Origin of the sequence: Rossellomorea sp. LJF3, from assembly GCF_037046045.1 — a bacterium.
GTDB lineage: Bacteria > Bacillota > Bacilli > Bacillales > Bacillaceae_B > Rossellomorea.
In genome coordinates, this window is record NZ_JBANLY010000008.1 from 105,249 (window position 1) to 130,686 (window position 25,438).

Consider the following 25,438-nt stretch of genomic DNA (forward strand, 5'->3'; position numbering starts at 1 on the left):
TGTATCCTAGGGTAAGAATGAATTAGGATTAAACTTTTTTAAAAGATGGTGAAGATATGAAACAGCGCGACTATTACTTCGACAATGCCAAATTCATCTTGATCTTTTTAGTGGTATTTGGACATGTCATCCGATCCTATATCGAAAGTGATCCCTTTATCCTTTCGTTGTATAAAACGATTTACACCTTCCACATGCCGGCCTTCATCCTTGTGGCAGGGTTCTTCGCAAAAGGATTCTATAAAAAGGGGTATATCCAGAAACTTGCTAAAAAGTTGATACTTCCCTACATTGTGTTTCAACTGATCTATACGGTGTACTATCATTTTCTTTATCAAAAATCAACATTCGAGGTGAATCCACTTAATCCTCACTGGTCACTGTGGTTCCTTATCAGCCTTTTTTGCTGGAACGCACTGCTCTATGCTTTCATCAAATGGTTTAAATTCAAACCTGGAATTGGCTTGACAGTGGCTTTTTCACTTGGACTGATTGTAGGATTCGCCGATGTTATTTCAAATTATTTGAGCTTGTCCCGAACATTTGTGTTCTTTCCTATATTCCTGATGGGGTACTACATGGAGAAGGAGCACTTCGAATATTTTAAAACGAGTAAAGCCCGTTTAGTGGCAGGTTCATTATTTGTAATCGTATTTTTAGGGATGTATTTTATACCTGAATTCTCAGACAAATGGTTGCTGGGTTCCAAACCTTACGGAGACTTTGAATGGAACAACGTAATCAGCATGGGTGTCAGGGCGGCTGTTTACTTATTAAACGTCGTGATGATTTTCAGCTTTTTCACATTTGTTCCTACAAAGAGACAGTTTTTCACCAAGTGGGGAAAAAACACTCTCTATGTTTACTTGCTCCATGGTTTTCTCATTCGTTTATTCCGAGAAAGCCATCTAAAGGACGCGATTGACCCTAACGCCAGTCTGTTACTGTTACTTGGGGTATCCTTTGTACTGACGATGATATTCTCAACCAAATTCTTTACGAGCATCACACAACCTATTATCGAGTTTAGATCAACAAGGCTGCAGAAACTGCTTTCCAAAAGGGAAATGAAAACAAGATAAATCTCACTAGAAAGGGCTGACCCCATTGTATTCACGGGTCAGTCCCTTTTTCATGATTAACTATTCGCTTGGGTCGAGAATACGAGCATCCGAATCACCATTCAACACAATTTTCAAAAAACGTATATTACCTTATATTATTCGCACCTTTTCCTAAAATTCCTTCTAATAGTTACAATAAATTTAAATTCATTTCAGACAAACATTGAGCTTTATCGCAAGCTTAGATAAAATGATAGTCAGGTTGGTTAATTATGTTGTACGAACAACTTGCCACAGATAATAATTTGGTTATGGTTAATGAAAGTCATTTGACTGATAGTCATACGGACTTAGAATAAAGGAGATTATAAATGAAGAAAGTCGTCTTAAGTACGTTAAATGCAAAATACATTCACACGAATTTAGCCATTCGCTGTCTAAAGGCCTATGCAGAACCCCACCACGAAATTGAGCTGTCCGAGTACACAATAAAGGATCCAACCCTCAATATCGTTACCGACTTATTCTCTAAAAAGCCGGATATCATCGGATTCAGCTGCTACATCTGGAATATCGAAGAAACAATCAAAGTGATTCAGATCCTTCGAAAAATCATGCCTGAGGTAACGATCATCCTCGGAGGTCCCGAAGTGACATATGACGTTCCATATTGGCTGGAGCGCCTTGAAGACGTCGACTTCATTGTAATTGGCGAAGGCGAGGAATCCTTCAAACAATTATTGGATCAGCTTGATGGTGATAAAGATTGGTCCAAGGTCCATGGAGTGGCTTATTTAGCTGATGGAAAGCCTGTCATCAAACCGCAACAAAATAAAATTGATTTAAGGGATGTCCCTTCCCCTTTCCGTTTCCAGGAAGATCTGCAAGAGCTCGGCAAAAGGGTGACATATATCGAGACAAGCAGAGGCTGCCCTTTCCGCTGCCAATTCTGTCTTTCTTCTATTGAAGTGGGTGTACGCTACTTTGACCGTGAAAAGGTAAAAGAAGATATTCGATTCCTGATGAAACATGGGGCTAAGACCATTAAGTTTGTGGACCGGACCTTCAATATTAGCCGAAGCTACGCAATGGAAATGTTCCAATTTCTTATTGACGAGCACTTGCCGGGTACCGTCTTTCAATTTGAAATAACGGCAGACATCATGCGTCCCGAAGTGATTGAATTCCTCAATGAACATGCACCACGAGGGCTATTCAGATTTGAGATCGGCGTCCAATCAACCAACGATGAAACAAATGATCTGGTCATGAGAAAACAAAACTATAAAAAGCTTACGAGAACCGTCACCATGGTAAAAGAGGGTAAAAAAATCGACCAGCATCTGGATTTGATCGCAGGTCTCCCTGAAGAGGATTACCAATCATTCCGTAAAACGTTCAATGATGTGTTTGAAATGAGACCTGAAGAGCTACAATTAGGATTTCTTAAAATGCTGCGGGGGACCGGCCTGAGAATTCGCGCAAATGATCATCAATATACGTATATGGATCATTCTCCTTATGAAATTTTGGGGAATAACGTATTGTCTTTCGACGATATCGTTCGGATCAAACAAGTGGAAGACGTATTGGAGAAATATTGGAACGATCACCGCATGGATCGAACGATTGAGTACCTGGTCACAGAATGCTTTGACACTCCATTTGATTTCTTCCAGCAGTTTGGTTCCTATTGGGAAAATCGCGGATGGTCCCGGATCGGCCATCAGTTAGAAGATCTGTTCAAACGACTGCATGAATTCTTGTCCAATGAAACAAGCTTTGAAATTTCAGTCATTGAAGGTCTCATGAAGCTTGACTATTTAGATAATCAAAGGTACAAACCAAGAAAACCATGGTGGACCCATGAACTGAATAAGGAAGAGCGATCTGCCATTTATCAAAATCTTTTAGCACAACCAACCATCGCAGGCGAAGCATTTGCCAATCTGAAACTAAATGAAAAAGAGTTGTATAAGCATACACTCCTTGAAACGATTCGTTCAAAAGAAGGTCAGGATCAATACGTCCTTGCCTACTTTGAACCCTCAACTGGTCAATCAACTGTATTCGAGTTCGACCGTCAACTTGTTCAATAATAAAGAAGAAAAAATGTTAAGCGAGTCGCTTAACATTTTTTCTTCTTTTCTTCTGTCTTTGGTTGTTTTCGGGTCACTTCCATTAATTTGGCTGCATTAACATCTCCAAATTCCTGACCGAATTCTTCACGGAACGACTGTTTTTTTTCTTTCATCAGCCTCTCCCTTTTTTGCCCTTTGATGAATTTCTATTCTTCCCTTTTGCCGGATCCTCACCTTGAGAAAACTCAGCAGAAAATTCAGTCTCCTGCTTATTTTTAAGGGGTGTTTGATTATTTTTCTCAGCAGCATCATACTGTGCTTTACGTTTCATTTTGACTCATCTCCTTTGACCTTATTTTCTCCACCTCTCCCTTTTCCATTCTTCTAAAAATAGGTATTCACTCAACTGAATAAATCAATGTTCACTCCGGAAACTAAGGAAAAGTGCGAATGAGAATAGGATATGAGGACATGATACTAATTTTTCTGCTGGCATACGCGTTTTTAGGGTGGAGGTTTGGCAAATGGAAGGATTTTTACAGCTATTATCCCACTTTATTATTTTTCATTATCGGGGATTTACTTTCACAATTTCTATTATTTGATTATTCCATGTGGGAGTTCCGCACTGTCACCCCATTTGGGGACTCTCTTCATTTGAATCACACCATTATTTCATTGAGCAAAATGGCAATTCAATATACAGTCACAATTGCAATTTTTATCGGGAGACTTCCGACGGGTTTATGGATGAGGGTTGGTTGGATCTTGTTATGGACAGGTATCTATGGTTTGACAGAAGGCCTTTCCCACCTCATCGGGATGATGACATACCACAACGGATGGCATTTCGGTTGGGATCTTCTTTTTAATCTCATGATGTTCACCGTACTGATCGTACATCACAAAAACCCGGTATTAGGATGGATCATCTCCATCCCCATCATCCTATTCCTTATGATCCACTTTCACGTGCCCTATTCTGCATTAAAATGAGGGTCTCCTTTTCTTCTTTAATAGAAAAAAGAAAATCCGAACGATTATTCGAAATTCCCTTTGGAAAATCCAACACGTTCGGATTGATTATTTGGCTATTTAAGTAGATTCTATTATTTTTAGATGTAGTGAGTGGTGGTTGATTTGCGCTCCAGGTGCTCGCTTTCCGCGGGGCTGGCGGTGAGCCTCCTCGGGCTAAAGCCCTGTGGGGTCTCACCTGTCCAGCATTTCCCGCAGGAGTCGAGCACCTTCCGCTCCAATCAACTTTCCAAACGTAAATGATTCACGTTAACATTGTAATGTCGAGATTGCTACACCATTTCATTCAACAACTCTTATTCTGTTTGTTGAAGTGATCAATTATTGTAAATGGATAACAGCTAACTTGGTTGAAATTGGCCATTTTATAATTGCTAAAGTTTATTCAGTGTATAAAGCAGGATCTAGCTGTTGATTGGAGTGCAAGACGAAGACTCCTACGGGAAAAGCGGAGTAGGCAAGACCCCGCAGGAGCGTCAGCGACGAGGAGGCTTGCCTTCCGCCCGAGGAAAGCGAAGTCTTGCACGGAAATCAACAGCGGTGTAACAAGTGACCCTACCTAATCTTTTGATTGTTTGTCTTAAAAAGGAATGGCTTTTGTTATGTCCCAGAATCTTTGTCCATTAACCAATAATGACACGCTCTTTTGGATAGTGATATTTAGCTGTCTTTTCTTTTCCTCCAATCATGAAGAGGAAGGAAAGTATCCCCACTCGACCAATGAACATTAACACGATGATCACGCATTTTCCGATAGAGGACAGCTCAGAGGTGATCCCCATGGATAATCCTGTCGTCCCGAACGCGGAAGCAACTTCAAAGACAATCTCCATAATGGAATGGTCCTCTGTGAACGTGAGGATGATGACAGATAGGAAGCAGATAAAAATGGCCATCATCGTCACGACCAGGGATTTGATGACATCCTGATGATGAATTTCCCTTTTGAATATCTTAATGGTTTGGTTTCCCTTAGCGAAATGGAACAAAAATAAAATATTCAGGGCGAATGTCGTGGTCCTGATCCCTCCACCAACCGAGCTTGGTGAAGCCCCGATGAACATAAGGGCACTCATGACCAATAAGGTGGGAGTAGAAAACTCAGCCACATTCATAGTGGCGAGCCCCCCGTTCCTTGTTGTAGCCGATTGGAAAAAGGAGTAGAAGAATGACTTATGCCATTCCATCCCATTAAAATACCCGTTATATTCAAAGATAAAGATGACCAAAGTACCAAACACCATAAGTCCAAAAAACGTTACGGTCGTAATCTTTGAATATAAGGAAAAGTGATGTTTATTTCTCTTCTTACTCATGAGATAATCCTTCGTTTCGATTAATACAGGGAACCCAATCGCCCCCAGTGTCATTAACAAGATGGTGATGAATTGGACAAAATAGTCATTCGCAAAAGGAATGAGCGATTGACCTGTAATGTCAAAGCCCCCATTCGTCGTGGCACTGACAGAGGCAAACAACCCATGGATAAAAGCCTGCTGCCATGTTGGGTAATAGCCTAAGAAATAGACACCTAAAATGAAAGCCCCCACGATTTCAATGAAGATGATCAGTAATAAGATTTGTTTTAATAAACTCACGAGTCCAGCCAGGCTTGTCTGGTTTTGATCCGTCATGATGAGGCGGCGTTCTTTCAAGCCGATCTTCTTCCCTACGATCAACCAAAAAAACGTACCAAGTGTCATGATTCCAATTCCTCCGAATTGAAGAACAAACATTAATATGAAGATTCCCGTTGTATTGAATGTGTCGACAGTGCTCACAACGGTAAGACCAGTAACGCTCACCGCACTGACGGCAGTGAAGATCGCATCCAAAAAGCTCCACTCTCCCCCGGATTTATGCGCAATGGGAAGACTGAGCAGGACGGTCGCAATCGTCGCAGCCAGAAGATAATACGTGACAATCACTTGTGCAGGAGTTAATTTATTTAAATTCAATCTAAGCTTATACCACATGTATGTATTTCCCTTTCAACGTTATTTCCTTTTCTATCTTAAAGAATAAAACCGAAGAATGAAAGGAAAAATGAATAATTTCTTTTATGTTTATTCTTCCTTTAATATAAGCCGCCTAAACCGGCAAGTGTGGTGATTCATAGTATTTCTAAGCAAACAATACAATTTCGGCGAAATATTACCATTCATGTTCACGATGATAATACAAATAATATAGGTACTGAAACATTCATTGTTTCAAGTATCCCTGTAAGGAGGAAAACGACTATGGCTAGAAGTTCAAATAAATTGCTTGTTCCTGGTGTTGAACAGTACCTTGATCAAGTGAAATATGAAATCGCCCAGGAGTTTGGCGTGACTCTTGGATCAGATACAGTTGCCCGCTCTAATGGATCAGTTGGGGGAGAAATCACGAAGCGCCTTGTGAAGCAAGCTCAATCTCAATTAACCGGACAACAAACTAAATAACTTGGCACCCGGGTAGCTGGCATGTACCAGCTACCCTTTATCGTTCTCAATAACAAAGACCCATTCAGTTGAATGAGTCTTTGCCTATCTTGTTAGTCTTTTTTATTTTCTTTTCTATTTCCATGATCGTGTTTCTTTTCTTCGTTTCGATTATTTTGATGATCATTATGCTTATCATTGTTTCCATGGGACCCTTTGTCATTATGGGTAGAATGATCATGCCCTCTATTAGGTTTGTCAATACCTCTGTTCCCATTGTTCCCCTTTGAGGAGTTCCCAATTTGTGACTTCTCAGGTTTTCCCCTCTCCCCTTTATTTTCGGGATGAGGGTTTTGACGCTGATCATGGTTTCTTTGAGGTTTTTGAGCCTTATCCGCATTTTGTTTCTTCTCTTTTACTGGCGGATTCACTTTTTGATTCGCAGCTTTGATTTTTTCATCTATAATAGCTTTCTTTTGCTTCTCTTTTTCTTGTTTGATCACTTTTTCTTGAACTTCTTTATCTTCTTTTTTCGATTCATTTTTTACAGGCTCAATTGTTCGATTGGAGTCCTTTTGTTCTGTTTCCCGAATAAGGGAGCCTGCAGTCATCCCTTTTTCAGATGCTTTTTTCCTAAACTCCCGGGATGTTTCTTTCATGATGATGTTCGTGGAATGATCAGAACCGTAGTCCTCAACAAATTCATTTAATTCGTCCAGTAATTCGGTTTCCCGTTTAGGATCGGAGTCATCAATGAAGGAAGAAGTAATGAAAACATTTTGAATTCCCTTTAAATACCCGAGTCTTTCACTTATTAGGAAAATTTTCTCCGTCACTGCACCAACATCTTCATTTTTCCAGTCACTCAGTTCTTTTAAGAGGACCTTGGCATCACCATTATATGGCTTGATATTCAATACCTGCTGATCTTTATTTAATGTTAATTCCATACTGGGATTGATATCGACCGATACATAGGCATACGCCCGGTTATTCTGTAGCACAGAACTTGAGAACAGGGCAATGACGACGACAAGAACTGTCAACAAAGAAGTCGACACTCTCCAATTCCACTTATGAATCGAATTTGGTTTATCAGCTCTTGAGCTTAAAGGAAAGAAAGGAATTTCTTCGCCTATCGCATACTGTTGATCGGGCTGCTTTCTTCCTGTAAGGAATTCTCCTTCCGCTGTCATCATCACCAGGATATCCTGTTTGATTTCCATAATGATCCCTTTTTTCATATCTCTAACCGCCCTTTTAAATAATCCCGTAAATAGACATAATCCCCTATAAGAATTAGAGAAATGGCTATAATATATTTTCTATTTCTCTCAATTGTTTTTCTGGTGACGTTCACCTGTTTTTCTAGTTTTTTTATCGGTAATCGTCTTTTTTCTATAAGATAATCTAAAAGTTCTTGTGAACCCACTACCTTCTTGGCGATTTCTATGGCGTTCAATCTTGCATCTTCATGTTTGGGAGATTGTTCAACCAGATCGTGAAAGGACAACTTGTATTGAGCCAGTTGTTCTTGGAAGTAAAGGATCTCTTCCCGTCGCTTTCTGGCTTCCTCTTGTTTTCCGAATTCCTCTACGGACACGATCTGATCGATCGTTAAACCAGAAGGATCTTCACCATCTTCAAATAAGCCCAAATCGAAGCTTATATCCTGATACTTCCCATTTTTCCGGATATAATCGATCACTTTCCGCTTGATGATCACTTCAGAGAAACTGATGATGGAAGAGCCACGTTGATGATTATACTTTAAAATGGCGTCATGAAAGGCAATCAGACCGATGCTGAATTCATCGTCACTTTCATAAATGAATCGTTTGCAGACCGATGATACCGTTTTTTTAATAAATGGCTTATAGTCGTCTAGCACTATGTTCAATAATTGCTCATCACCATTTTGTATTTGGATCGCCATCTCTTCAAGCGATTGCTTTTTCTTTTGTTTAGCGAGTAGAAATAGTAGAACATTTAGCATCAGCCTCACCCCATCCTGCACACTATTATACTCATATGGTGTCGAATGTAAAAGTGAAAAGGATATGGGAAAGGGTTTCATATCACCTCAGATGTTATTTAATGGTTGGCCGATCGATCGCCTTATTAAAGGAGTTACGTTTAAAAAACTTTTTTTGAGGGGGTTCAACCAAATAAAAGTAAAGAAATTCCCTCAATTGAATAAATCTTCATGCCAACGGGCAGTCAAACACCGATTACCGGGGTTTATCCCATAGATACTACCGTTCAACAACAGAAAAAAGCTAACGGGAAAATTCCACGTTAGCTTTATATGACGACATTATTCTGCTTTTGCTTTTCTTTCTATTTCTGCTTCTTCCTGTTTTGCTTTTCTTCTTGATAATAAATACCCACCTACAGATAGCAGGATCAATACGCTCCAGAATACAAGTTTCCACCCTTTTGATTCAGGGAAGTGGTGATCCAGGATGGCTACATCAGGATGAGCGAGGGTAAACACGGCAAGTTTCACACCTACCCAGCCAACAATTAAGAATGCTGCTGATTCTAATGTAGGGTATTTCTCCAGTAATTTCACAAACCAGGTTGCAGCAAATCTCATGATCACCAACCCGATGATGCCGCCTAGGAACATGACAATAAACTGACCTCCGTCAATTCCTCCTACATCAAACCACCCAGTCGGCTGAAGGGTTACGGCCAAAGCAACGGCAGCAAGCATGGAATCAACCGCGAATGCGATATCCGCAAGTTCCACCTTGAGTACCGTAGTCCAGAACCCCGAGCCTTTCGCGGGTTTCTCTTCTACTGCCCCGGTGTCTTTCCTTTTCTTCACAAAATGGTGAATGGCCACGTAGAATAAATAAATCGCCCCAATCGCCTGAACCTGCCACACATTGACTAAGAATGAAATGAGAAATAATGCAGCGAACCTAAAGACAAAGGCTCCTAATAGACCGTAAAAAAGTGCTTTCTTCCTTTGTTCCACAGGTAAATGTTTGACCATTACAGCCATTACCACCGCATTATCAGCAGCTAAAATCCCTTCAAGACCTACCAATATCAGCAGGACCCATCCATATTCCAATAACATCGAAGCATCCATACCTCTAGTCCCTCCCTATTTACATAGTTAGTTTTCCAATAGGCAAGGAATTTTATAAAAATAAAAAGACCCTTGCCTAAATAAGGCAAAGGTCTTGCTTAGCATACGGATATGCCAACAAAGCCGATGGCATACACCATGAATTGACGACTTTGTTTAGGTATGAAACCTATAGCTACTCCCCTTTGACAGGTAGAAAACGTTCATTTGTATAGATGTATTTTAACTCAAAGAAACCTATTCGTAAAGAGAAAATTTATTGAACCCGTATCAGGATGGCTCGTATCAATAGTCCCAGCAACACTCCCGGAATCACAAACAAAATCGGTAGAAAAATGGGCCCGATGAATTTCCCAAATAGATATACCTTTGGGGAATACATCAAACCAACGGTTACCATATAGGCAGACATAACAAAGGGTAAAAAGCTGTACTTCTCCTTTTGGCCATCGGCAATTTTATACGCATCCCACATGGCAAACATATATAAACACGGATAAAACATGAGCCACTGATAATCAAGTATCTCTGCTGCTTTATGGGTTTCCCCTAAAAAACTGTACATGATCCCCAGATTGAAGTTACTTTGAATATTGATAATGATCTCAAGAAGCACAAACAACGTTCCCTTAAACCATAAACCGACTAGCAATTGAGGAAAACCCGGCAGCGCAATACTCCACAGGATGCCTTCTAATTTTGTAATGGATGACTTCATATGCCCCCCGTAAAGCAGGAGGAGTGGTAAAATTGGATGTTTATAATAGGCTTATGGGAAGGACTGCGTTTGTGACGGTCAGGGTATAGCGTAAGGGAAAATGACATCTTGAGATTCCTCCTATTGATGCTTCTTCCTTTATTTTTACCATATCCCTCCCAATTATTACGATGATTGCTTGTTAGAATGTTTCCATTCCTCTTTTAATCGATCTTTATGTGCAGTCGCTCATTAGAGGCGTGTTCAAGATAAAACTCAACCATTTTTTCAATCTGGCTGGAAAGGGAAGGGCATATAATCGAAGTCCCTTCCAGGTCGTTTCGGGCATTTTGACAATTGAATTTACTTTGGAGTGTAAAATAGTCCAATGCTTCCCGTTCGACTTTTAAATAGCGTCGTATAAAACGGAAGCCTAGTGCCCAATTAGAAAGGGCTAATGGAATACTTCCCTTTGGTTTCTTTTTTAACATATGCCATAAAATCTGTTCATACACTTCCCTTACCATCAGTGGTTCTGGATCGGTCAGATGATACGTCTTTCCATTCCCAACCTCCTCATGCCCCAGATAAATCGATGCTTTTACGACATATTCGACGGGTACGATATTTATATAAGAGGTACCCTCACCGAGAAATGGAATCCACGGCAGGAAAGATAAACGGTTAAACATATTCATAATAAAGTATGGTCCATCGAACTTCACGGTCTCTCCGGTTTCTGAGTTTCCCTTCACGATACCTGGACGGATGATCGTGATCGGCAGTTTGTCCTTCAATTCATCCACCAGGACCTCTGCTTCATATTTAGTCCTTTCATAGAAGTTATGAAAACGATCAGGGAGGATCAATTCATTCTCCATTAGCTCACCTTCACGTGATCCCGCTATAAAAGCAGTGGAAAAATACACGTATCTTTTTAATTGACGGAGGGTTTGGCAGAAATCATTGACCTGACGTGTGCCTTCTACATTTATTTTCTGTGCAAGATCTTGAGGGACTGCAAGGTCATAGATGGCTGCTAAGTGCCAAACATATTCCACTTCCTTCCTAATCTCGAGGATTTTCTCTTCTGCCATATGGAGATTCTTTCGGGTAATGTCCCCTTCCACCAGGATGATCTCAGCCTCTGACAAGAATCTCAGTTTCCGTATCCCATCTTCCGCCTGCTTCTCCATTGAATGAAGGTGAAGTAAGTATACCTTCGATGCTTTGTCCTGTTTGAGTAACTCTTCCACAATATTATGACTTAGAAAGCCCGGAAACCCCGTGATCAAATAGATACCTTTTTCCATTTCGATCTTCTCCCCCGCTCGTCACCATTATTTTGATAAAAAAAGAGCCAACCTTTCGACTAAGGTACCTCACCATTTTAGGAGGTGAATGCTTAGCATGCGGGTTAACTCTCGTTGTGTGTTCTATTCTTTATATTCGTATGTTTCTCTTCGTTTCTTCATTCTTCTCGTCTCTTTATCAAAGAAACTGTACACAATCGGAATGACATAAATGGTCAATAAAGTCGAGCTGATCAGCCCGCCAATGACGGCAATGCCCATAGGCTGATTGATTTCGGTCCCTTCTCCCAAACCGAGGGCCAGGGGCAATAAGCCGAGGATCGTCGTCAGTGCCGTCATGAAGATCGGTCTCGCCCGGTCCTGAACCGCTTCAACGATACTGTTAAAGCTGCTCGTTCCGGCCTCTTTACGCTGATTGATGTAATCTACGATGACGATCGCATTGTTGACGACGATACCAGCCAGTACAATCACTCCGATGATCGCCGATATGCTGATAGGTGTCTGTGTAATGGCCAGGGCGATGGCTACACCTATTACCATGAGCGGAACGGTAAACATGATGACGAATGGGTATTTAAATGACTCGAATTGCGCAGCCATGACCATATAGACAAGCACGATGGCAAGCCCAAGTGCCAGGGCCATATCGTCAATGGAATCTTCAAGGAGTTCTCTGTCCCCACTGAATGACACCAATGTCTCGTTTGGAAGATCCAGTGATTCGATCTTCTCATCCACCGCCTTCGAAATGGCTCCAAGGTTGGTTGATGATGTATATTTCAAAGTGAATTGAACGGCGTGCTGCTGGTCAATCCTCTGAATGCTGACAGGACCATCTTCAATGGAAAAGTCTACGACGGAGTTTAACTGAATGTATTTCCCCTGTCCATTCGGAATGAGGAGTTTCTTTAAAGAATCCAGATTTTCTGTGATGTTCCTGTCATATTGAACAAGAACATTTATGACGTCAGAAGAACCTGTGACCATTTGGGTGGTCAAGACCCCCCGGGTTACATCCTGAACGAGCGTCCCGATTTGAGCAGGTGCTAGTCCTTGTTGAAGAGCCTTCTCCCGGTTTACCTTCATTTGGACTTCTTTCACAGTCTCCATCTGATCTGTGGAAACTTCTGTGACATCCTTCATTCCTTTCAACGAAGCAAATAACGTATCGACGGACTCCTTCAGACGATTCTGATCCGTATCCCGCAAGTTAAACGTCAAGGTTTGAGGACTGGAGCCGGATGTTGACTGTAGGTTAAAAGAAACTTCAGCAGATTTATTTACCTTTTGTGCCGCTTTTTCCACTTCAGGCTTTACTTCATCCGCAAAGCTGAAAATCGATCTCTCCCGCTCATCGAGAGGCACCATTTTCACATAAACTTCTGCAATATTCCCTTTCCCGCTTCCTCTAAAGGATTCTTCCTGGGTTGTACCCACAAGGCTTACGAAGACATCGACATCTTTTTCTTTTTTCAACCTGCCTTCAATCGCTTTGACGACTTTATTGGTCTCATCGACGGAAGCTCCATTATCCAATTCGACCCTCATGTTGAAAAACCCTTCATCAGTCGGTGGTAAAAACTGCGTCCCTACCGTTGTAAGTCCAAGCCCGCCACCCACTAATGTAATGAGAGTGATGAATAATACGATGAAACGGTGACGAAGCGCCCATTTAACCGACCGGGCGAATGTCTTTCTGCTCTTAGAACGTCTACGCTTTGCTTCGATGTTCCCTTTTGGTTTCTTCAAGAGTCTGCTTGCGAGCATCGGGATGACCGTCAATGCCACGACAAGGGAGGCCAATAAACTAAAAGAAATCGTCAAGGCAAATTCGGTAAACAATTCTCCCAGTAAACCGGATATAAAGACAACCGGCAGGAATACCGCTACAGTGGTCAAGGTGGAAGCGGTGATGGCTCCCCCCACTTCTTTTGCCCCGATACTTGCAGCTTCCCTCGGGTTTTTCCCCAGGGATAAATGGCGATAAATATTCTCGATGACTACTATCGCATTATCCACCAGCATCCCAATTCCAAGAGCCAGGGCTCCCAATGTCATGATATTCAATGCGAAATCGGCAAAAAACATAAGAACAAATGTAACAATGACTGAATAAGGGATGGCCACCCCGATGATAAGGGGACTTTTTACATTTTTCAAAAATAAGAAGAGCACGAGCATGGCAAACGCTCCACCTATGAGGAGGGAATTGGCGATATTTCCGATGGCTTCTGCGATGTAATCCCCCTGATCGAACAGGATATCAGCTTTGATTGATTTATATTGATCCTGCTTAAGGAGGCGGTCCAGCTCCTTTTGAAACGCTTTTGATACGGAGGCAGTGTTAGCATCTGATTGCTGCAGCACACTGAACAGGATGGCAGATTCTTCGTTTGCCCGTGTGATTGTGTTTGTATCCTGTTTTCTCTGTTCAACGTTTGCTACATCAGAAAGCTTAAGTTTCTTTCCGGTTTGAGAATTCACTTGAAGGACCAATCCCTTTAATTCATCCACGGACTGGAGCTTGCTTACTACTCTAGTGGTCAATGTTTGTCCATCTGTCTCGATTGTATCTCCGGGAGCTGTCACGTTGTTGGCGCGGATTGTATTGACCACATCGCCTTGACTTAGACGATTATCTTTCAACGCTTGCTGGTTCAATTCAATGACCACTTCATCCATTAATGAACCTGAAACATTTACATTTGCGACCCCTTCCACTCTTGTCAGTTCCTGTTTCAAATTCTCGGATAGTGTCTTTAAGTGGGACTCGCCCCCTTCTTCCCGCAATGAAAATTGAATGATCGGGAACTGGGCTGGGTCAAATTTGAGAAATCTTGGATTCTCCGCTCCATCGGGAAGTGGAGTTTGGTCGAGGCGTTGCAGGACATCGTTTTCAATCTCATCGATGGAGGTCGACCATGAAAATTCAAGGAGAATAAAGTTCGATCCTTCCCTGGAAGTCGATTGAAGGTTCTTCATTCCCGGCAATGTGGATAGGCTTTCTTCTAGTGGTTTTGTTACCTTCTCCACCACCTCCTGAGGGCCCGCTCCAGGGTAATTGGTCACCACGACCCCTACAGGTGGATTGAGGTCCGGGATGAGTTTCAACGGGATCCTGAGGAGCGAGACCCCTCCCAGTATAAGGATAAGCAGCATGGTGACAATGGTGAACACCGGTCGTCGTATGGAAAAATCACTAATTTTCAATGAAGTGTTCCCCTTTCTTTATCTATGTATAGCGTTCATTACGGTTGGGAAGGAGTTACTGTTAACTATAGTCTCTTCAGGAAGATCCTTCAATATTAAAGCGTCTGTGAATGATAAATATCGATTATTTTCTATAAAATAAATAATTCCACCTTATCGGTATACACTATTTTTATACTGTAATGTAAGGAGCATTAGAATGGCGAACTGGGTTCCCTTTGTATTCCTTAGTCTTTTCAGCATTTTCGCATTATCTTTGATCGTAATGAAGAATCGCCACATTTCTGGCAGGATCATCCTATTTTGGCTTTTCATTTGCGGGTTGGCCTATGTATTTGAATATGTCATATTTGTATTATTTAACAGCTATACGTATCATCCCCATATTTTATCGAATAATTACAATGACAGCGTCCTGGGATCGATCAGTTCACAGGCTTTTTCGGTTCCGGTTGCCATAACGTACATTGTATTGTACCGTTTGCCGGCATGGAGGATTGCGGTCATCATCGGTCTCTTCTTCCTTATCGAAACGTGGTTCATACACACGAATTTATACGAACATCATTGGTGGGAATCGTATTATACAACCTTTTTCCTTATCATTTCCGTTATACTGGCCAAGACGTGGTGGAGGTTTCTGGAGGAATCTGACAATCATTATGTTCAGTTCATCACTTTGTTCTTTGCACTCTCCACCATCTCTCTTTCTTTTGCCTGGATTCTGTCTTCCCTTCTTAAGCTATATATCCTCCCCCTGAATCACTTTTCGAATCCTGTCAGGGATTTGATCGCAGGGAATGCCATGTACATTTGGTTCACGACCTACTTTTATAGCTTAGTTATTTTTTTTAGGAACGGGGATTGGAAATATCCATTATGGAGCATTCTTTTTCTCTTGACCGTTGAGGTATTTATGGTACAGGAAGGTGTATTATTGCTCAAGAATCCTTTGATGATCGGGGTACTTCCCCTATTTCATTTATTCATGATATTAGCAGGAAGGCATTACTACCAGCGTTATTTTGACACATATATAGAAATGCAACAAAAAGGACTGTCCTCTAAATGAATCATCCTCACATTAAGAGAGTGAATCATTCAGGCGGACAGTCCTTTTTCATTGGCTGATTGTTATGAATTCGATATAGCAGGGTTGTTCTCCGTTTGCTCTTTCTCGATGGTCCATCCAGTGAAACCATACAAGATGGTGATGACCGGAGAGATCAGGCAGAAGACCGCAAATGGCAGATATTCCATGGTTGAAACACCTAGTACATCTGTGAGGAAGATTCCGCACACACTCCATGGAACAAGAGGATTCACCACTGTTCCTGCATCTTCCAATGTCCGGGATAAGGTTTTAGGGTGAAGACCCAATTTCTTATATTGAGATTGAAATGCTTCACCAGTCAATAGAATGGATAAGTACTGCTCCCCTACTACAAGATTGATACCAATCGCTGATAATGCAGTGGAAAGAATCGTTCTCCTTTCAGATTGAATGACAGCAGACACCTTTTGGAGCAACGCCGGGATGATTCCCAGTTTAAATAGTAATCCACCGAGACTCAGTGAAAGAATGACAAGAGAAATAGTAAACATCATGCTGTTCACTCCCCCTCTTGTCAAAAGTGAATCAACGGATTCCACCCCTGTCTTCGATGTAAACCCTTCAAACAGCACCTGGAATAATTCATTTACCTTCAACGTCCCGTGAAAGAAAGATAGTAACACAGAGACGGCTATCGTGATGGCCAGTGTGAATAATGCGGGTGTCTTATATACAACCAGCACTACCAGAAGCACTAAAGGAACCAAACTGTACCAGTGGATAAGGCCGGTCTGCATTAAACCTTCCTGTAACGCATCAAGCTGGGCCAAATCGACCTTACTGGTCCCTGGCGAAAGGACACCAAATACAATCAATGTAATGATAAAGGCGGGTACGGTCGTCCAGGCCATATTTCGAATATGGGTAAACAGATCCACTTTGACGATGGATGAAGCAAGATTGGTTGTATCCGATAAAGGAGACATCTTATCTCCAAAAAAGGCACCTGAAACGATGGCACCAGCCGTGATTGCCATGGATAACCCCATAGCCTCACCGATTCCGATTAATGCGACACCGATGGTTGCTGCCGTTGTCAGTGAGCTTCCGATTGCTACTCCACTTAAGGATGTAAGCAAAAAGGCAATCGCATAAAAATAATGTGGAGTGACAAATTCAAACCCGTAAAACATCAACGTGGGAATGGTCCCACTGATCAACCAGCTGCTTACAAGCAGTCCAATAAAGAAAAATAATAGAATGGCACCTAATCCACCCTGGGCACCGGCAATCATCCCTTTTTCAATTTCTCTGAACTTCACATTGCGTATCAGTCCATAGACCATCAAAAAGAATAGGGAAAGAATGATCGGAATATGAGGGACCGCTCCCACTCCGATAATGCTGACACTGATGATTCCCAGAACTGCGAGTAATACTGCGGACGCTTCTGGAACGGACGGTTTATGAACGCTCTGAATGTTTAACATGTTAACACTTCCTTCTGTAATATGTGACCGCAATGGGATTGTATGACAAAAAGAACCCTCCATCCCTGATAGGGACGAAGAGTTCTCCGCGTTACCACCCTAATTGAAATAACTCATGACATGCATAGAATCGACTGATCCATGGCATGATTTATTTCCACTTCATAAAGGTTGTCTTTTGATAAACCCCCTAAATCACTTAGAGAATTTATAAACAATGTAATTCGGAAAGAAGCGGACCTGGACTTCCAGCTGACGTCCAGTCTCTGTTTGCTGTCGCACTATTTCCTACTGCGTTGTTCAAGACAATGATATGTGATTGATTTGGTTTAGGCTCCCATCGTTCTTTTACCCTTAAACGCTTTTAAGCTTTTATGCACTAAAGTATTTTATAGTAATATAATATCATGTTCTTTCAAATTGTCAAGGAACGATTTTATTCTCCTTATGCCCCTGAAGGATTCCCCCTTACAAAAAGAACCCCTCCCGTTAATATGCAGGGAAGGGGCTTGACAATTAAACGAATTGAGTTTCTTCAAATGGTTCTATCGCTTCTTCTTGTGGTTTTCCTATGAAATAGCCTTGCGCATAGTGGATTCCAATTTCTTTACAGAAGAGTAATTCTTCTTTTCTCTCAATCCCTTCTGCCAGGACCAAAATGTCCAATTCTCCGGCAATCTTTATCACTTCACGTAAAAATGCCTGATTATCCTCATCACGATCACAGTGTTTGATGAAGGAGCGATCGATCTTTACATAGTCCGGCTGCAGCAGGCTTAACATTTCAACCGTGGCAAAACCTGAGCCTACGTCATCAAGGGCGACTTTCATCCCTTCTCTCTTATATACGTCAAGTACCGATCTTAAATGGTCCACATCTTCAATCTTCTCGGTTTCTACCACTTCGAATACAAGGTCTTTTGGATCCACTTTGCATTCATTCACAATCTTGAAAGTGTGGCGCAAACAAAATTCAGGATTATAAATCGTGGAAGGAAGAAAATTGATAAAACTCTTCGTACCGGGTTCCACTTGGCCCCGCCTGGACTCGATTGCTGATTTCCTCGCCTTCTGATCCAGCATGGAGTGAAATCCGGTTCGCGAAGCGGCTTCGAACAACTCCCCGGGATTGATACGCTTATTGCCACTATTTGAGCGTAAGAGCGATTCATAGCCAAAAAGACTGAAATCGCTAAGATCGATGATAGGCTGGAGGTGACTCGTAAATTGCCCCCCTTGAATAAGCTTTACCATTTCTCTATATTTAATCAAATCCAGGAATTCTTCAGCAGGACGGAAGGGACCGGCCTTCTCTGAACAATTAAAACTGCATGTCCATTCCTCTTCCACTAATACGGCTTCAATTTCTGACAGTTTTTCATATACCTCATCAAGATTATCATATTGTAAAACATACAAGCCTTCTTCTGACCTATCAACTGATCCTGTAAGCGGTGATTCCAACCTTTTTTCGTTATGTAAAAATAAAAACCCTGCTTCATGATATTCCATCTCTATTCCACAGTTCGCACAAGCGTATTGCATCCTATCTCTTCCTCTCCATATAACGGCGTTAAATAAATACCCATACCTATATACTAAGACTTAATACCCCATTAACACCAGTGATATCCCTTTATTTTAGGAAAAATTACTCAATGATTGTGAATTTTTTCAAAAATACAGTTTCAAGAGACAAATATTCCAGGTATTTCACACAAAAAGGGAAGAAAAAAGAATAAATTGAAAAGCACTCCTCCAGTTCAGGAGAAGTGCAAAGTGTCTTTACATTAAACTATATAATCGGATGTCAGGATTTTTATCATTGAACCATCTCATGGCAAAATCGTTCTCGAAAAGGAAGACAAGGTTATCATGTCGATCCTTGACCAGCATGCTCCTGGAGCTTGACATGGTCTCCTTGACATCCTCTTCGTTTTCAATCCACCGGGCAATTTTAGACCCGATCGGTTCCATTTTCACATCAACATTGTACTCATTCTTCATTCTATGCTCAAATACTTCAAATTGAAGTTGGCCAACCGCTCCAAGAATGATATCTTCCGTGCGTGTTTTATAATACTGAATGGCTCCTTCTTGAACGAGCTGAAGGATCCCTTTTTGGAAGTGCTTCTGCTTCATCACGTTTTTAGCTGTGACACGGACAAAAAGTTCAGGCGTAAATTGAGGCAGCTTTTCATACTGAAAGCCTTGCTTTCCCTGGACAAGTGTATCACCGATTTGATACGTACCCGTGTCATAAACACCGATGATATCCCCGCTGACTGCTTCATTCACCGTACTCCGGTCATCTGCAAGAAATTGGGTGGATTGCGCCAATTTAATCGACTTTCCTGTACGGGAAAGATTGACCGTCATTCCCCTCTCGAATTGACCTGAGCAAATGCGGACAAATGCAATCCGGTCCCGGTGAGCAGGGTTCATATTGGCTTGAATCTTAAAGACAAACCCGGAGAAATCCTCTGCTGTCGGCTCAATTTCTCCAGCATCGGAATTCCTTGGCTGCGGAGATGGGGCAAACTGTAAGTATGTTTCCAGAAATGTTTGAACACCGAAATTCGTTAATGCACTTCCGAAAAAGACTGGAGATAATTCACCATTCGCAATGCGTTCACGGGAAAACTGGTTTCCAGCTTCATTCAGCAACAAAACATCTTCAAGAGTTTGATTATATAGATTGCTTTCTTTAAGAGGGTGTTCCCCCTCAATTTCACCTTCATCATTTAAGGGAATAAAGCGATCATTTTCTTCTACTCGAAATTGCTCGATGCGATTATGGAAGCGATCATAGATTCCTAAGAATTCTTTCCCCATTCCTATCGGCCAGTTCATTGGATAAGATTGAATTCCCAATACTTCTTCAAGCTCTTCCAATAACTCAAGTGGTTCACGCCCCTGGCGATCAAGCTTATTGATGAAGGTGAAGATTGGAATGCCTCTCATTCGACAAACTTTGAATAGTTTCAAGGTTTGTGCTTCTATCCCTTTCGCTGAATCGATGATCATCACAGCACTATCAACAGCCATCAATGTTCTATAGGTATCTTCAGAAAAGTCCTGGTGACCTGGTGTATCCAGGATATTCACCCGATAATCATCATAATCAAAGGCCATGACAGAAGAAGTGACAGAAATTCCTCTCTGCTTCTCGATTTCCATCCAGTCAGATGTTGCAAACTTACCTGATTTCTTTCCTTTAACTGTTCCAGCGGCGCGAATTGCACCTCCGAATAATAGTAGCTGTTCTGTTAAGGTTGTTTTCCCAGCATCCGGGTGGGAAATGATGGCGAAAGTCCGTCTTGACTGAACTTCCTGTATAAAGTCTATTTTCATTCATAAAATCCTTTCTCGTCATTCTCACTTTCTCATCATATTCGTTCTAAAGTAACAATGCAACAAAGAATGGAGCAAGAAGCCACCGTTTACCGCTTTCAAGAATAATAAATGCATATGGAACGTTTGTTACATCTCAGTGGTCCATTGGACAATTCGTGAACTTAACGCCTCAGCTGTTTCCTGCGGGAGCCTTTCCTTTAATGAATGGAGTAATTTGGATTGGATTTCTTCATTTTGATAAAAGAAAGAATACGACCATTCGATCGCTGGTATAGCAATCAGAAAGAACTCTTCCTTCTTGTTTTCATATATATATACTTTTTGTTCCAAGCCTTCCAAAAAATTTTTTCTGATCTTCATTATTGTATCCCCTTTCATGAAAACGCTGTATTTGCGCATACTATTGACGATGTTGTCCGTACAACTTTCGACAAATCTTGCAATTGTAGGTTGTCAGACGTCTGAAAGAATTGTAAAATAAAAATCCGAAAGCATCAAGTTCCAATCATACTTATCGAAGAGGTGAAAGAAGTGCAATATTTATGGGGTATCATGGGTATCATTGTCGTTATGGGAATTGCTTTTGCATTTTCTAAGAACAAAAAGCGGGTTAATGTCAGAACAGTCCTTGGAGGACTTGCCATACAGTTATTTTTCGCTTTTATCGTGTTAAAGACGTCTTGGGGACAGGGCGCCCTTAAAGGATTGACCGAAGTGGTGAATGCCATCATTAATTATTCCAACGAGGGGATCACGTTCCTATTTGGAGGACTTTACACTGAGGAATCCAACATAGCGTTCATTTTTGCATTCAATGTACTTCCTGTCGTTATTTTCTTCTCAGCTTTAATTTCGGTTCTTTATTATCTTAAAATCATGCAATTTTTCATCAAGATTTTAGGCGGCGGTTTGTCTAAACTGTTGGGAACAAGGAAAGCGGAATCATTGTCTGCCGCAGCGAATATTTTTGTCGGCCAAACAGAAGCACCTTTAGTCGTAAGACCTTTCTTAGCGAAAATGACTGAATCGGAACTTTTCGCCGTCATGACAGGAGGATTGGCATCAGTAGCCGGTTCTGTCCTTGTTGGTTATTCTCTTCTGGGAGTTCCACTTGAATACTTACTTGCTGCAAGCTTCATGGCTGCACCTGCAGGACTTGTCATGGCCAAATTATTTGTACCTGAAACAGACGAATCTCCTGAACCTGAAGTGTTTGAAATGGAAGCGGATTCGGAATCGGCCAATGTGATCGATGCTGCTGCCAACGGTGCAAGCGTAGGTCTGCAACTGGCTTTGAACATTGGAGCTATGCTACTTGCATTCATCGCTCTTGTCGCCATGATCAATGGCTTACTTGGATTAGTAGGTGGATGGTTTGGATTTGACAGCCTTTCACTTCAGCTTATTCTTGGTTATGTATTTGCTCCTCTTGCCTTTGCAATCGGAGTACCATGGCATGAAGCGGTTACAGCAGGAAACTTCATTGGGCAGAAACTTGTCATTAATGAATTTGTTGCGTATTCAGCTTTCGCTCCGGAAATCGGAAACCTATCCGATAAAACAGTAGCGATCATTTCATTCGCACTATGTGGATTTGCGAACCTTTCCTCCCTGGGGATTTTACTCGGCGGACTTGGGAACCTCGCACCAAATCGCAGAAGTGATATCGCCCGTTTAGGGATCAGAGCGGTCATTGCAGGTGCACTTGCTTCATTATTAAGTGCTGCCATTGCCGGGATGTTCATTTAATTCATCGTTCCATCAAAGAAGCCACCCACTAGCGGATGGCTTCTTTTTCTTTATAGGATGTAGGGTGACCGGGCATGAACAGTGCACCATTTGCCAGGCAGGTTCTTTTTTTGCCCGCTTTCTTGGCCTGATACAATCGTTCGTCGGCAAGTGCGATCAGTCTTTCAGGTTCCAGGGTTTCGGTTGATTGAGACTGACCGAAGCTCATGGAAATGGGTATTGGCTCCAAATCTTTCAACTGTCTGTATAATGCCTGAAGAAACCGTTGGATGTTATGCTCCTCCATATGAGGTAAGATAAAGACAAACTCCTCTCCACCATACCTGAAGGCCTGCCCATTGTATGCTTCTGCATGAATACGAAAGACTTCTCCTGTCTTCCGTATGACATCATCCCCTGTCAAATGACCGTACTCATCATTCACCTTTTTGAAATCATCTATATCTCCGAGGAACAGGATAAAGGATTCCTTCTCTTCCAATTTGCTTCTGAATCTTTCCTGAAACGAACGATGATTAAACAAACCTGATAAATAGTCCTTATGGGCAAGGTGATGGTAGGCTTCTTTTTGGACATAGTGAGCACGCTCTCTCAACATGATTAAAGCTCCAAATAGTCCGATGATCCAGAGAAAGAACAAGTTGGACGTCAAAGTGAAATAATGTTGGAATTGAAGGATGTCCACTGTCATAAAGCCCATCACAGCATAGGTTACACTGAAGACAGACAGGGAGACGAGTGCACCCTTCGTCCTCCAATAAATCGTCGCGTGCATCACGAATAAGATGGATATCGGATAAAGGGGACTGTGTATTCCCTGTGATAAGACCATCAGCCATATCAGTGCCAGAAAATCAAATACGATCCCCGCCTTAAGTATAATTTGAAGACTGCGCTTGTCCTCCCTCGCCCGTATCAATGCAATTTGAGTCACCAGCATATAAATGACCCCTGATACCAATAAATAAGGAAAGACCGTCTTGTTCGTTGTAATATTTTCTGTAAATGGAGGTATGTAAAAGATGAGCGTGGCAATCAGGACAAACAGCCATCTCAATGTGGAAAACAATTTTTCTGTTTCATAGTCATTTAAATATAACGAAAACTTCATACGCTTCATTCTCTCATCTTTTAATGTGTATTATAAATTTACCAAAGATTGTGAATTCCGTCTATCCTCATCCAAAAAAAACAGACCAACATTTGTCGTATTGGTCTGTTCCACAATCAAGATTATTCAGATGTCCCGTACTTGAGATTGCTTTCTTCCGCAGCAATCTCTTTATCACTGTGGGGATATTTAGTATTCTCGATGATTTGATAGTCCTCATGCCCTTTTCCTGCGAAGATGATGATATCTCCCGGTTCACTTACCTCGATGGCATGTTTAACGGCTTCAGCACGATCCCCTATGAGGGCATATTGTTCATGCTGCATACCTTTTTCCAGGTCGTTCAAGATGCTATCGTATTCTTCATACCTTGGGTCATCCGTGGTCAGGATGACGTAGTCTGCGAGTGATGCTTTTTCTGCCATCGTCGGACGTTTTGTCTTATCACGGTTTCCACCTGTACCGACCAGGAAGATGATTTTATTCTCCTTGAACGGAAGGACGGACTGAATGGCATTTTCAATGGCATCAGGTGTATGGGCGTAATCGATGTACACGGAAAGCGGTGCCTTCATGTCCACCTTCTCCATTCGCCCATTCACCGGAGGCAGGTCACGGATGATTTCCACGAGTGTTGTGATTTCCATCCCCCTTGCATACAGACATGCCATGGCAGTCAGTACATTATAGACATTGAATTTCCCTAAGAGCTTCATTTCGACCTCAAAGCTTCCTTCCGGTGAATTCAACGTGAACCTCGTCATATCATTGAAATATTCAATATCCACCGCCTTGAAGTCTGCATGAGCGTCAAGCCCGTAACTGATGACTTCATGTGGAGTCATGTAGCTGTAACGGTGATACCATTCATCATCAGCATTCAGGATGACATACTTTGGATCTTGAAGGTCCTGCCCCAACTGGGAAAATAGGAGACCTTTTGCATATCCGTAATGCTCCATCGTCCCATGATAATCCAAGTGATCATGACTTAAGTTTGTAAATGCAACAACATCAAAGTCGATTCCCCATAATCTACCGAGTGCCAGTCCATGGGAGGATACTTCCAGGGTGAAGTTTTCAATCTTCCGGTCCAGTGCACTTTGCATCATCTGCTGATTCGTTAAATTATCGCATGTCGTATTTTCACTGGGAAGCAATTCACCATTCAGATTAAACCCGATCGTTCCGGATAATGCAGAACTCTGACCAGCTCGTTTCAGGATGGAATGGATCAGATTACTGACCGTGGTCTTTCCATTTGTACCCGTCACACCGAAAACGGTAAGTTTCTGAGAAGGATAGTCATAGTATTTATTCGATAATTGAGCCAGGGCTTTGAAAGTATCTTTTACTACGACTAATGCCGCCTTACTTAAATCAATATCTAACTGCTTTTCAGCAACGATTAAGGTCGCACCTTTTTCAACGGCCATTGCAGCGAAATCATGCCCATCCACTGTGTAACCTCTCGTACATACAAACATGGTGCCTTCTGTCACTTTCCTGGAATCGACGTGAATGTCCGTTATCTCAGAAGGAAGTTCACCGTATACCGTTTTTAATTTAATGCTCTCTAACAGATTATATGTAATCATTCTTTTACCTCGTTTTAAGTTAATTGTGATTATATTTTATCTTATCATCTTAGCTTTGATAAGAGAAATACCTCCTAAAATCAAAACAAATTTTTATCACACAAATGTCACCATACCCGGTTTACATTTACCCCAAACAAAAAAGTCCTC

21 protein-coding genes and 1 riboswitch are annotated in these 25,438 nt (G+C 41.7%); of the genes, 6 read left to right on the forward strand and 15 right to left on the reverse strand.

What is annotated here, in order from left to right:
• Window positions 1–56 precede the first annotated feature (56 nt).
• Together V8G47_RS10120 and V8G47_RS10125 are read left to right on the forward strand one after the other, a co-directional pair.
• On the forward strand, window positions 57–1,082 hold the full coding sequence (locus V8G47_RS10120; RefSeq protein WP_336200005.1) for an acyltransferase family protein: 1,026 nt from the start codon (window positions 57–59) through the stop codon (window positions 1,080–1,082).
• A 353-nt stretch (window positions 1,083–1,435) separates the two neighbouring features.
• Entirely contained in the window at window positions 1,436–3,163 is a 1,728-nt protein-coding gene (locus tag V8G47_RS10125) for a B12-binding domain-containing radical SAM protein (protein WP_336200006.1), read from the forward strand.
• A gap of 29 nt (window positions 3,164–3,192) precedes the next feature.
• Here V8G47_RS10125 and V8G47_RS10130 read toward each other — a convergent pair whose 3' ends face one another.
• Window positions 3,193–3,318, reverse strand: a complete 126-nt coding sequence (locus V8G47_RS10130) for a hypothetical protein (RefSeq protein ID WP_336200007.1) — start codon at window positions 3,316–3,318, stop codon at window positions 3,193–3,195.
• Window positions 3,318–3,476, reverse strand: a complete 159-nt coding sequence (locus tag V8G47_RS10135) for a hypothetical protein (protein WP_336200008.1) — start codon at window positions 3,474–3,476, stop codon at window positions 3,318–3,320. Before V8G47_RS10135 ends, V8G47_RS10130 begins: the two co-directional genes overlap by 1 nt.
• Window positions 3,477–3,616: 140 nt before the next feature.
• Between V8G47_RS10135 and V8G47_RS10140 the strand changes: the two genes are divergently transcribed.
• On the forward strand, window positions 3,617–4,141 hold the full coding sequence (locus tag V8G47_RS10140) for a hypothetical protein (protein ID WP_336200009.1): 525 nt from the start codon (window positions 3,617–3,619) through the stop codon (window positions 4,139–4,141).
• A gap of 662 nt (window positions 4,142–4,803) precedes the next feature.
• Here the strand turns inward: V8G47_RS10140 and V8G47_RS10145 are convergent.
• The gene (locus V8G47_RS10145; protein WP_336200010.1) at window positions 4,804–6,156 is read right to left on the reverse strand and encodes a TrkH family potassium uptake protein; all 1,353 of its coding nucleotides are present in this window, start codon (window positions 6,154–6,156) and stop codon (window positions 4,804–4,806) included.
• 267 nt (window positions 6,157–6,423) lie between these two features.
• Here V8G47_RS10145 and V8G47_RS10150 point away from each other — a divergent pair, with 267 nt between their 5' ends.
• Window positions 6,424–6,624 carry an alpha/beta-type small acid-soluble spore protein gene (locus V8G47_RS10150; RefSeq protein WP_034763616.1) on the forward strand — a complete coding sequence of 67 codons (201 nt, stop codon included), beginning with the start codon at window positions 6,424–6,426 and terminating at the stop codon, window positions 6,622–6,624.
• A gap of 92 nt (window positions 6,625–6,716) precedes the next feature.
• Here V8G47_RS10150 and V8G47_RS10155 read toward each other — a convergent pair whose 3' ends face one another.
• The 6 genes from V8G47_RS10155 to V8G47_RS10180 form a co-directional block, all read right to left on the reverse strand.
• Window positions 6,717–7,829, reverse strand: coding sequence for an anti-sigma factor domain-containing protein (locus tag V8G47_RS10155; protein WP_336200011.1), 1,113 nt, complete (start codon window positions 7,827–7,829; stop codon window positions 6,717–6,719).
• A gap of 14 nt (window positions 7,830–7,843) precedes the next feature.
• On the reverse strand, window positions 7,844–8,599 hold the full coding sequence (gene sigI / locus V8G47_RS10160) for an RNA polymerase sigma factor SigI (protein WP_336200012.1): 756 nt from the start codon (window positions 8,597–8,599) through the stop codon (window positions 7,844–7,846).
• 321 nt (window positions 8,600–8,920) lie between these two features.
• Window positions 8,921–9,706 carry a TerC family protein gene (locus tag V8G47_RS10165; RefSeq protein WP_098440967.1) on the reverse strand — a complete coding sequence of 262 codons (786 nt, stop codon included), beginning with the start codon at window positions 9,704–9,706 and terminating at the stop codon, window positions 8,921–8,923.
• 100 nt (window positions 9,707–9,806) lie between these two features.
• Window positions 9,807–9,902, reverse strand: a riboswitch (yybP-ykoY riboswitch).
• Window positions 9,903–9,962: 60 nt separating this feature from the next.
• Window positions 9,963–10,424 carry a hypothetical protein gene (locus tag V8G47_RS10170; protein WP_336200013.1) on the reverse strand — a complete coding sequence of 154 codons (462 nt, stop codon included), beginning with the start codon at window positions 10,422–10,424 and terminating at the stop codon, window positions 9,963–9,965.
• A 203-nt stretch (window positions 10,425–10,627) separates the two neighbouring features.
• Window positions 10,628–11,716, reverse strand: coding sequence for an SDR family oxidoreductase (locus V8G47_RS10175; RefSeq protein WP_336200014.1), 1,089 nt, complete (start codon window positions 11,714–11,716; stop codon window positions 10,628–10,630).
• Window positions 11,717–11,839: 123 nt separating this feature from the next.
• Window positions 11,840–14,929 (reverse strand): efflux RND transporter permease subunit, encoded by a 3,090-nt coding sequence (locus tag V8G47_RS10180; protein ID WP_336200015.1) that lies wholly within the window; start codon window positions 14,927–14,929, stop codon window positions 11,840–11,842.
• A gap of 199 nt (window positions 14,930–15,128) precedes the next feature.
• Here V8G47_RS10180 and V8G47_RS10185 point away from each other — a divergent pair, with 199 nt between their 5' ends.
• Entirely contained in the window at window positions 15,129–16,001 is an 873-nt protein-coding gene (locus V8G47_RS10185; protein ID WP_336200016.1) for a hypothetical protein, read from the forward strand.
• Window positions 16,002–16,063: 62 nt separating this feature from the next.
• Here V8G47_RS10185 and nhaC read toward each other — a convergent pair whose 3' ends face one another.
• The 4 genes from nhaC to V8G47_RS10205 form a co-directional block, all read right to left on the reverse strand.
• Window positions 16,064–17,473 (reverse strand): Na+/H+ antiporter NhaC, encoded by a 1,410-nt coding sequence (gene nhaC, locus V8G47_RS10190; RefSeq protein ID WP_336200017.1) that lies wholly within the window; start codon window positions 17,471–17,473, stop codon window positions 16,064–16,066.
• A gap of 516 nt (window positions 17,474–17,989) precedes the next feature.
• Window positions 17,990–19,018 carry an EAL domain-containing protein gene (locus V8G47_RS10195; protein ID WP_336200018.1) on the reverse strand — a complete coding sequence of 343 codons (1,029 nt, stop codon included), beginning with the start codon at window positions 19,016–19,018 and terminating at the stop codon, window positions 17,990–17,992.
• Window positions 19,019–19,258: 240 nt separating this feature from the next.
• Window positions 19,259–20,827, reverse strand: a complete 1,569-nt coding sequence (locus tag V8G47_RS10200) for a peptide chain release factor 3 (protein WP_336200019.1) — start codon at window positions 20,825–20,827, stop codon at window positions 19,259–19,261.
• A gap of 129 nt (window positions 20,828–20,956) precedes the next feature.
• A complete protein-coding gene (locus V8G47_RS10205; protein WP_336200020.1) occupies window positions 20,957–21,190 on the reverse strand; it encodes a YueH family protein in 234 nt (77 codons plus the stop codon).
• Window positions 21,191–21,361: 171 nt separating this feature from the next.
• On the opposite strand from V8G47_RS10205, the gene V8G47_RS10210 reads away from it, so the two are divergent.
• On the forward strand, window positions 21,362–22,579 hold the full coding sequence (locus V8G47_RS10210; protein WP_336200021.1) for a NupC/NupG family nucleoside CNT transporter: 1,218 nt from the start codon (window positions 21,362–21,364) through the stop codon (window positions 22,577–22,579).
• Window positions 22,580–22,607: 28 nt separating this feature from the next.
• Here V8G47_RS10210 and V8G47_RS10215 read toward each other — a convergent pair whose 3' ends face one another.
• A complete protein-coding gene (locus V8G47_RS10215; RefSeq protein WP_336200022.1) occupies window positions 22,608–23,690 on the reverse strand; it encodes a GGDEF domain-containing protein in 1,083 nt (360 codons plus the stop codon).
• Between the two features lie 122 nt (window positions 23,691–23,812).
• Window positions 23,813–25,288 (reverse strand): UDP-N-acetylmuramoyl-L-alanyl-D-glutamate--2,6-diaminopimelate ligase, encoded by a 1,476-nt coding sequence (locus tag V8G47_RS10220; RefSeq protein ID WP_336200023.1) that lies wholly within the window; start codon window positions 25,286–25,288, stop codon window positions 23,813–23,815.
• Between the last annotated feature and the right edge of the window lie 150 nt (window positions 25,289–25,438).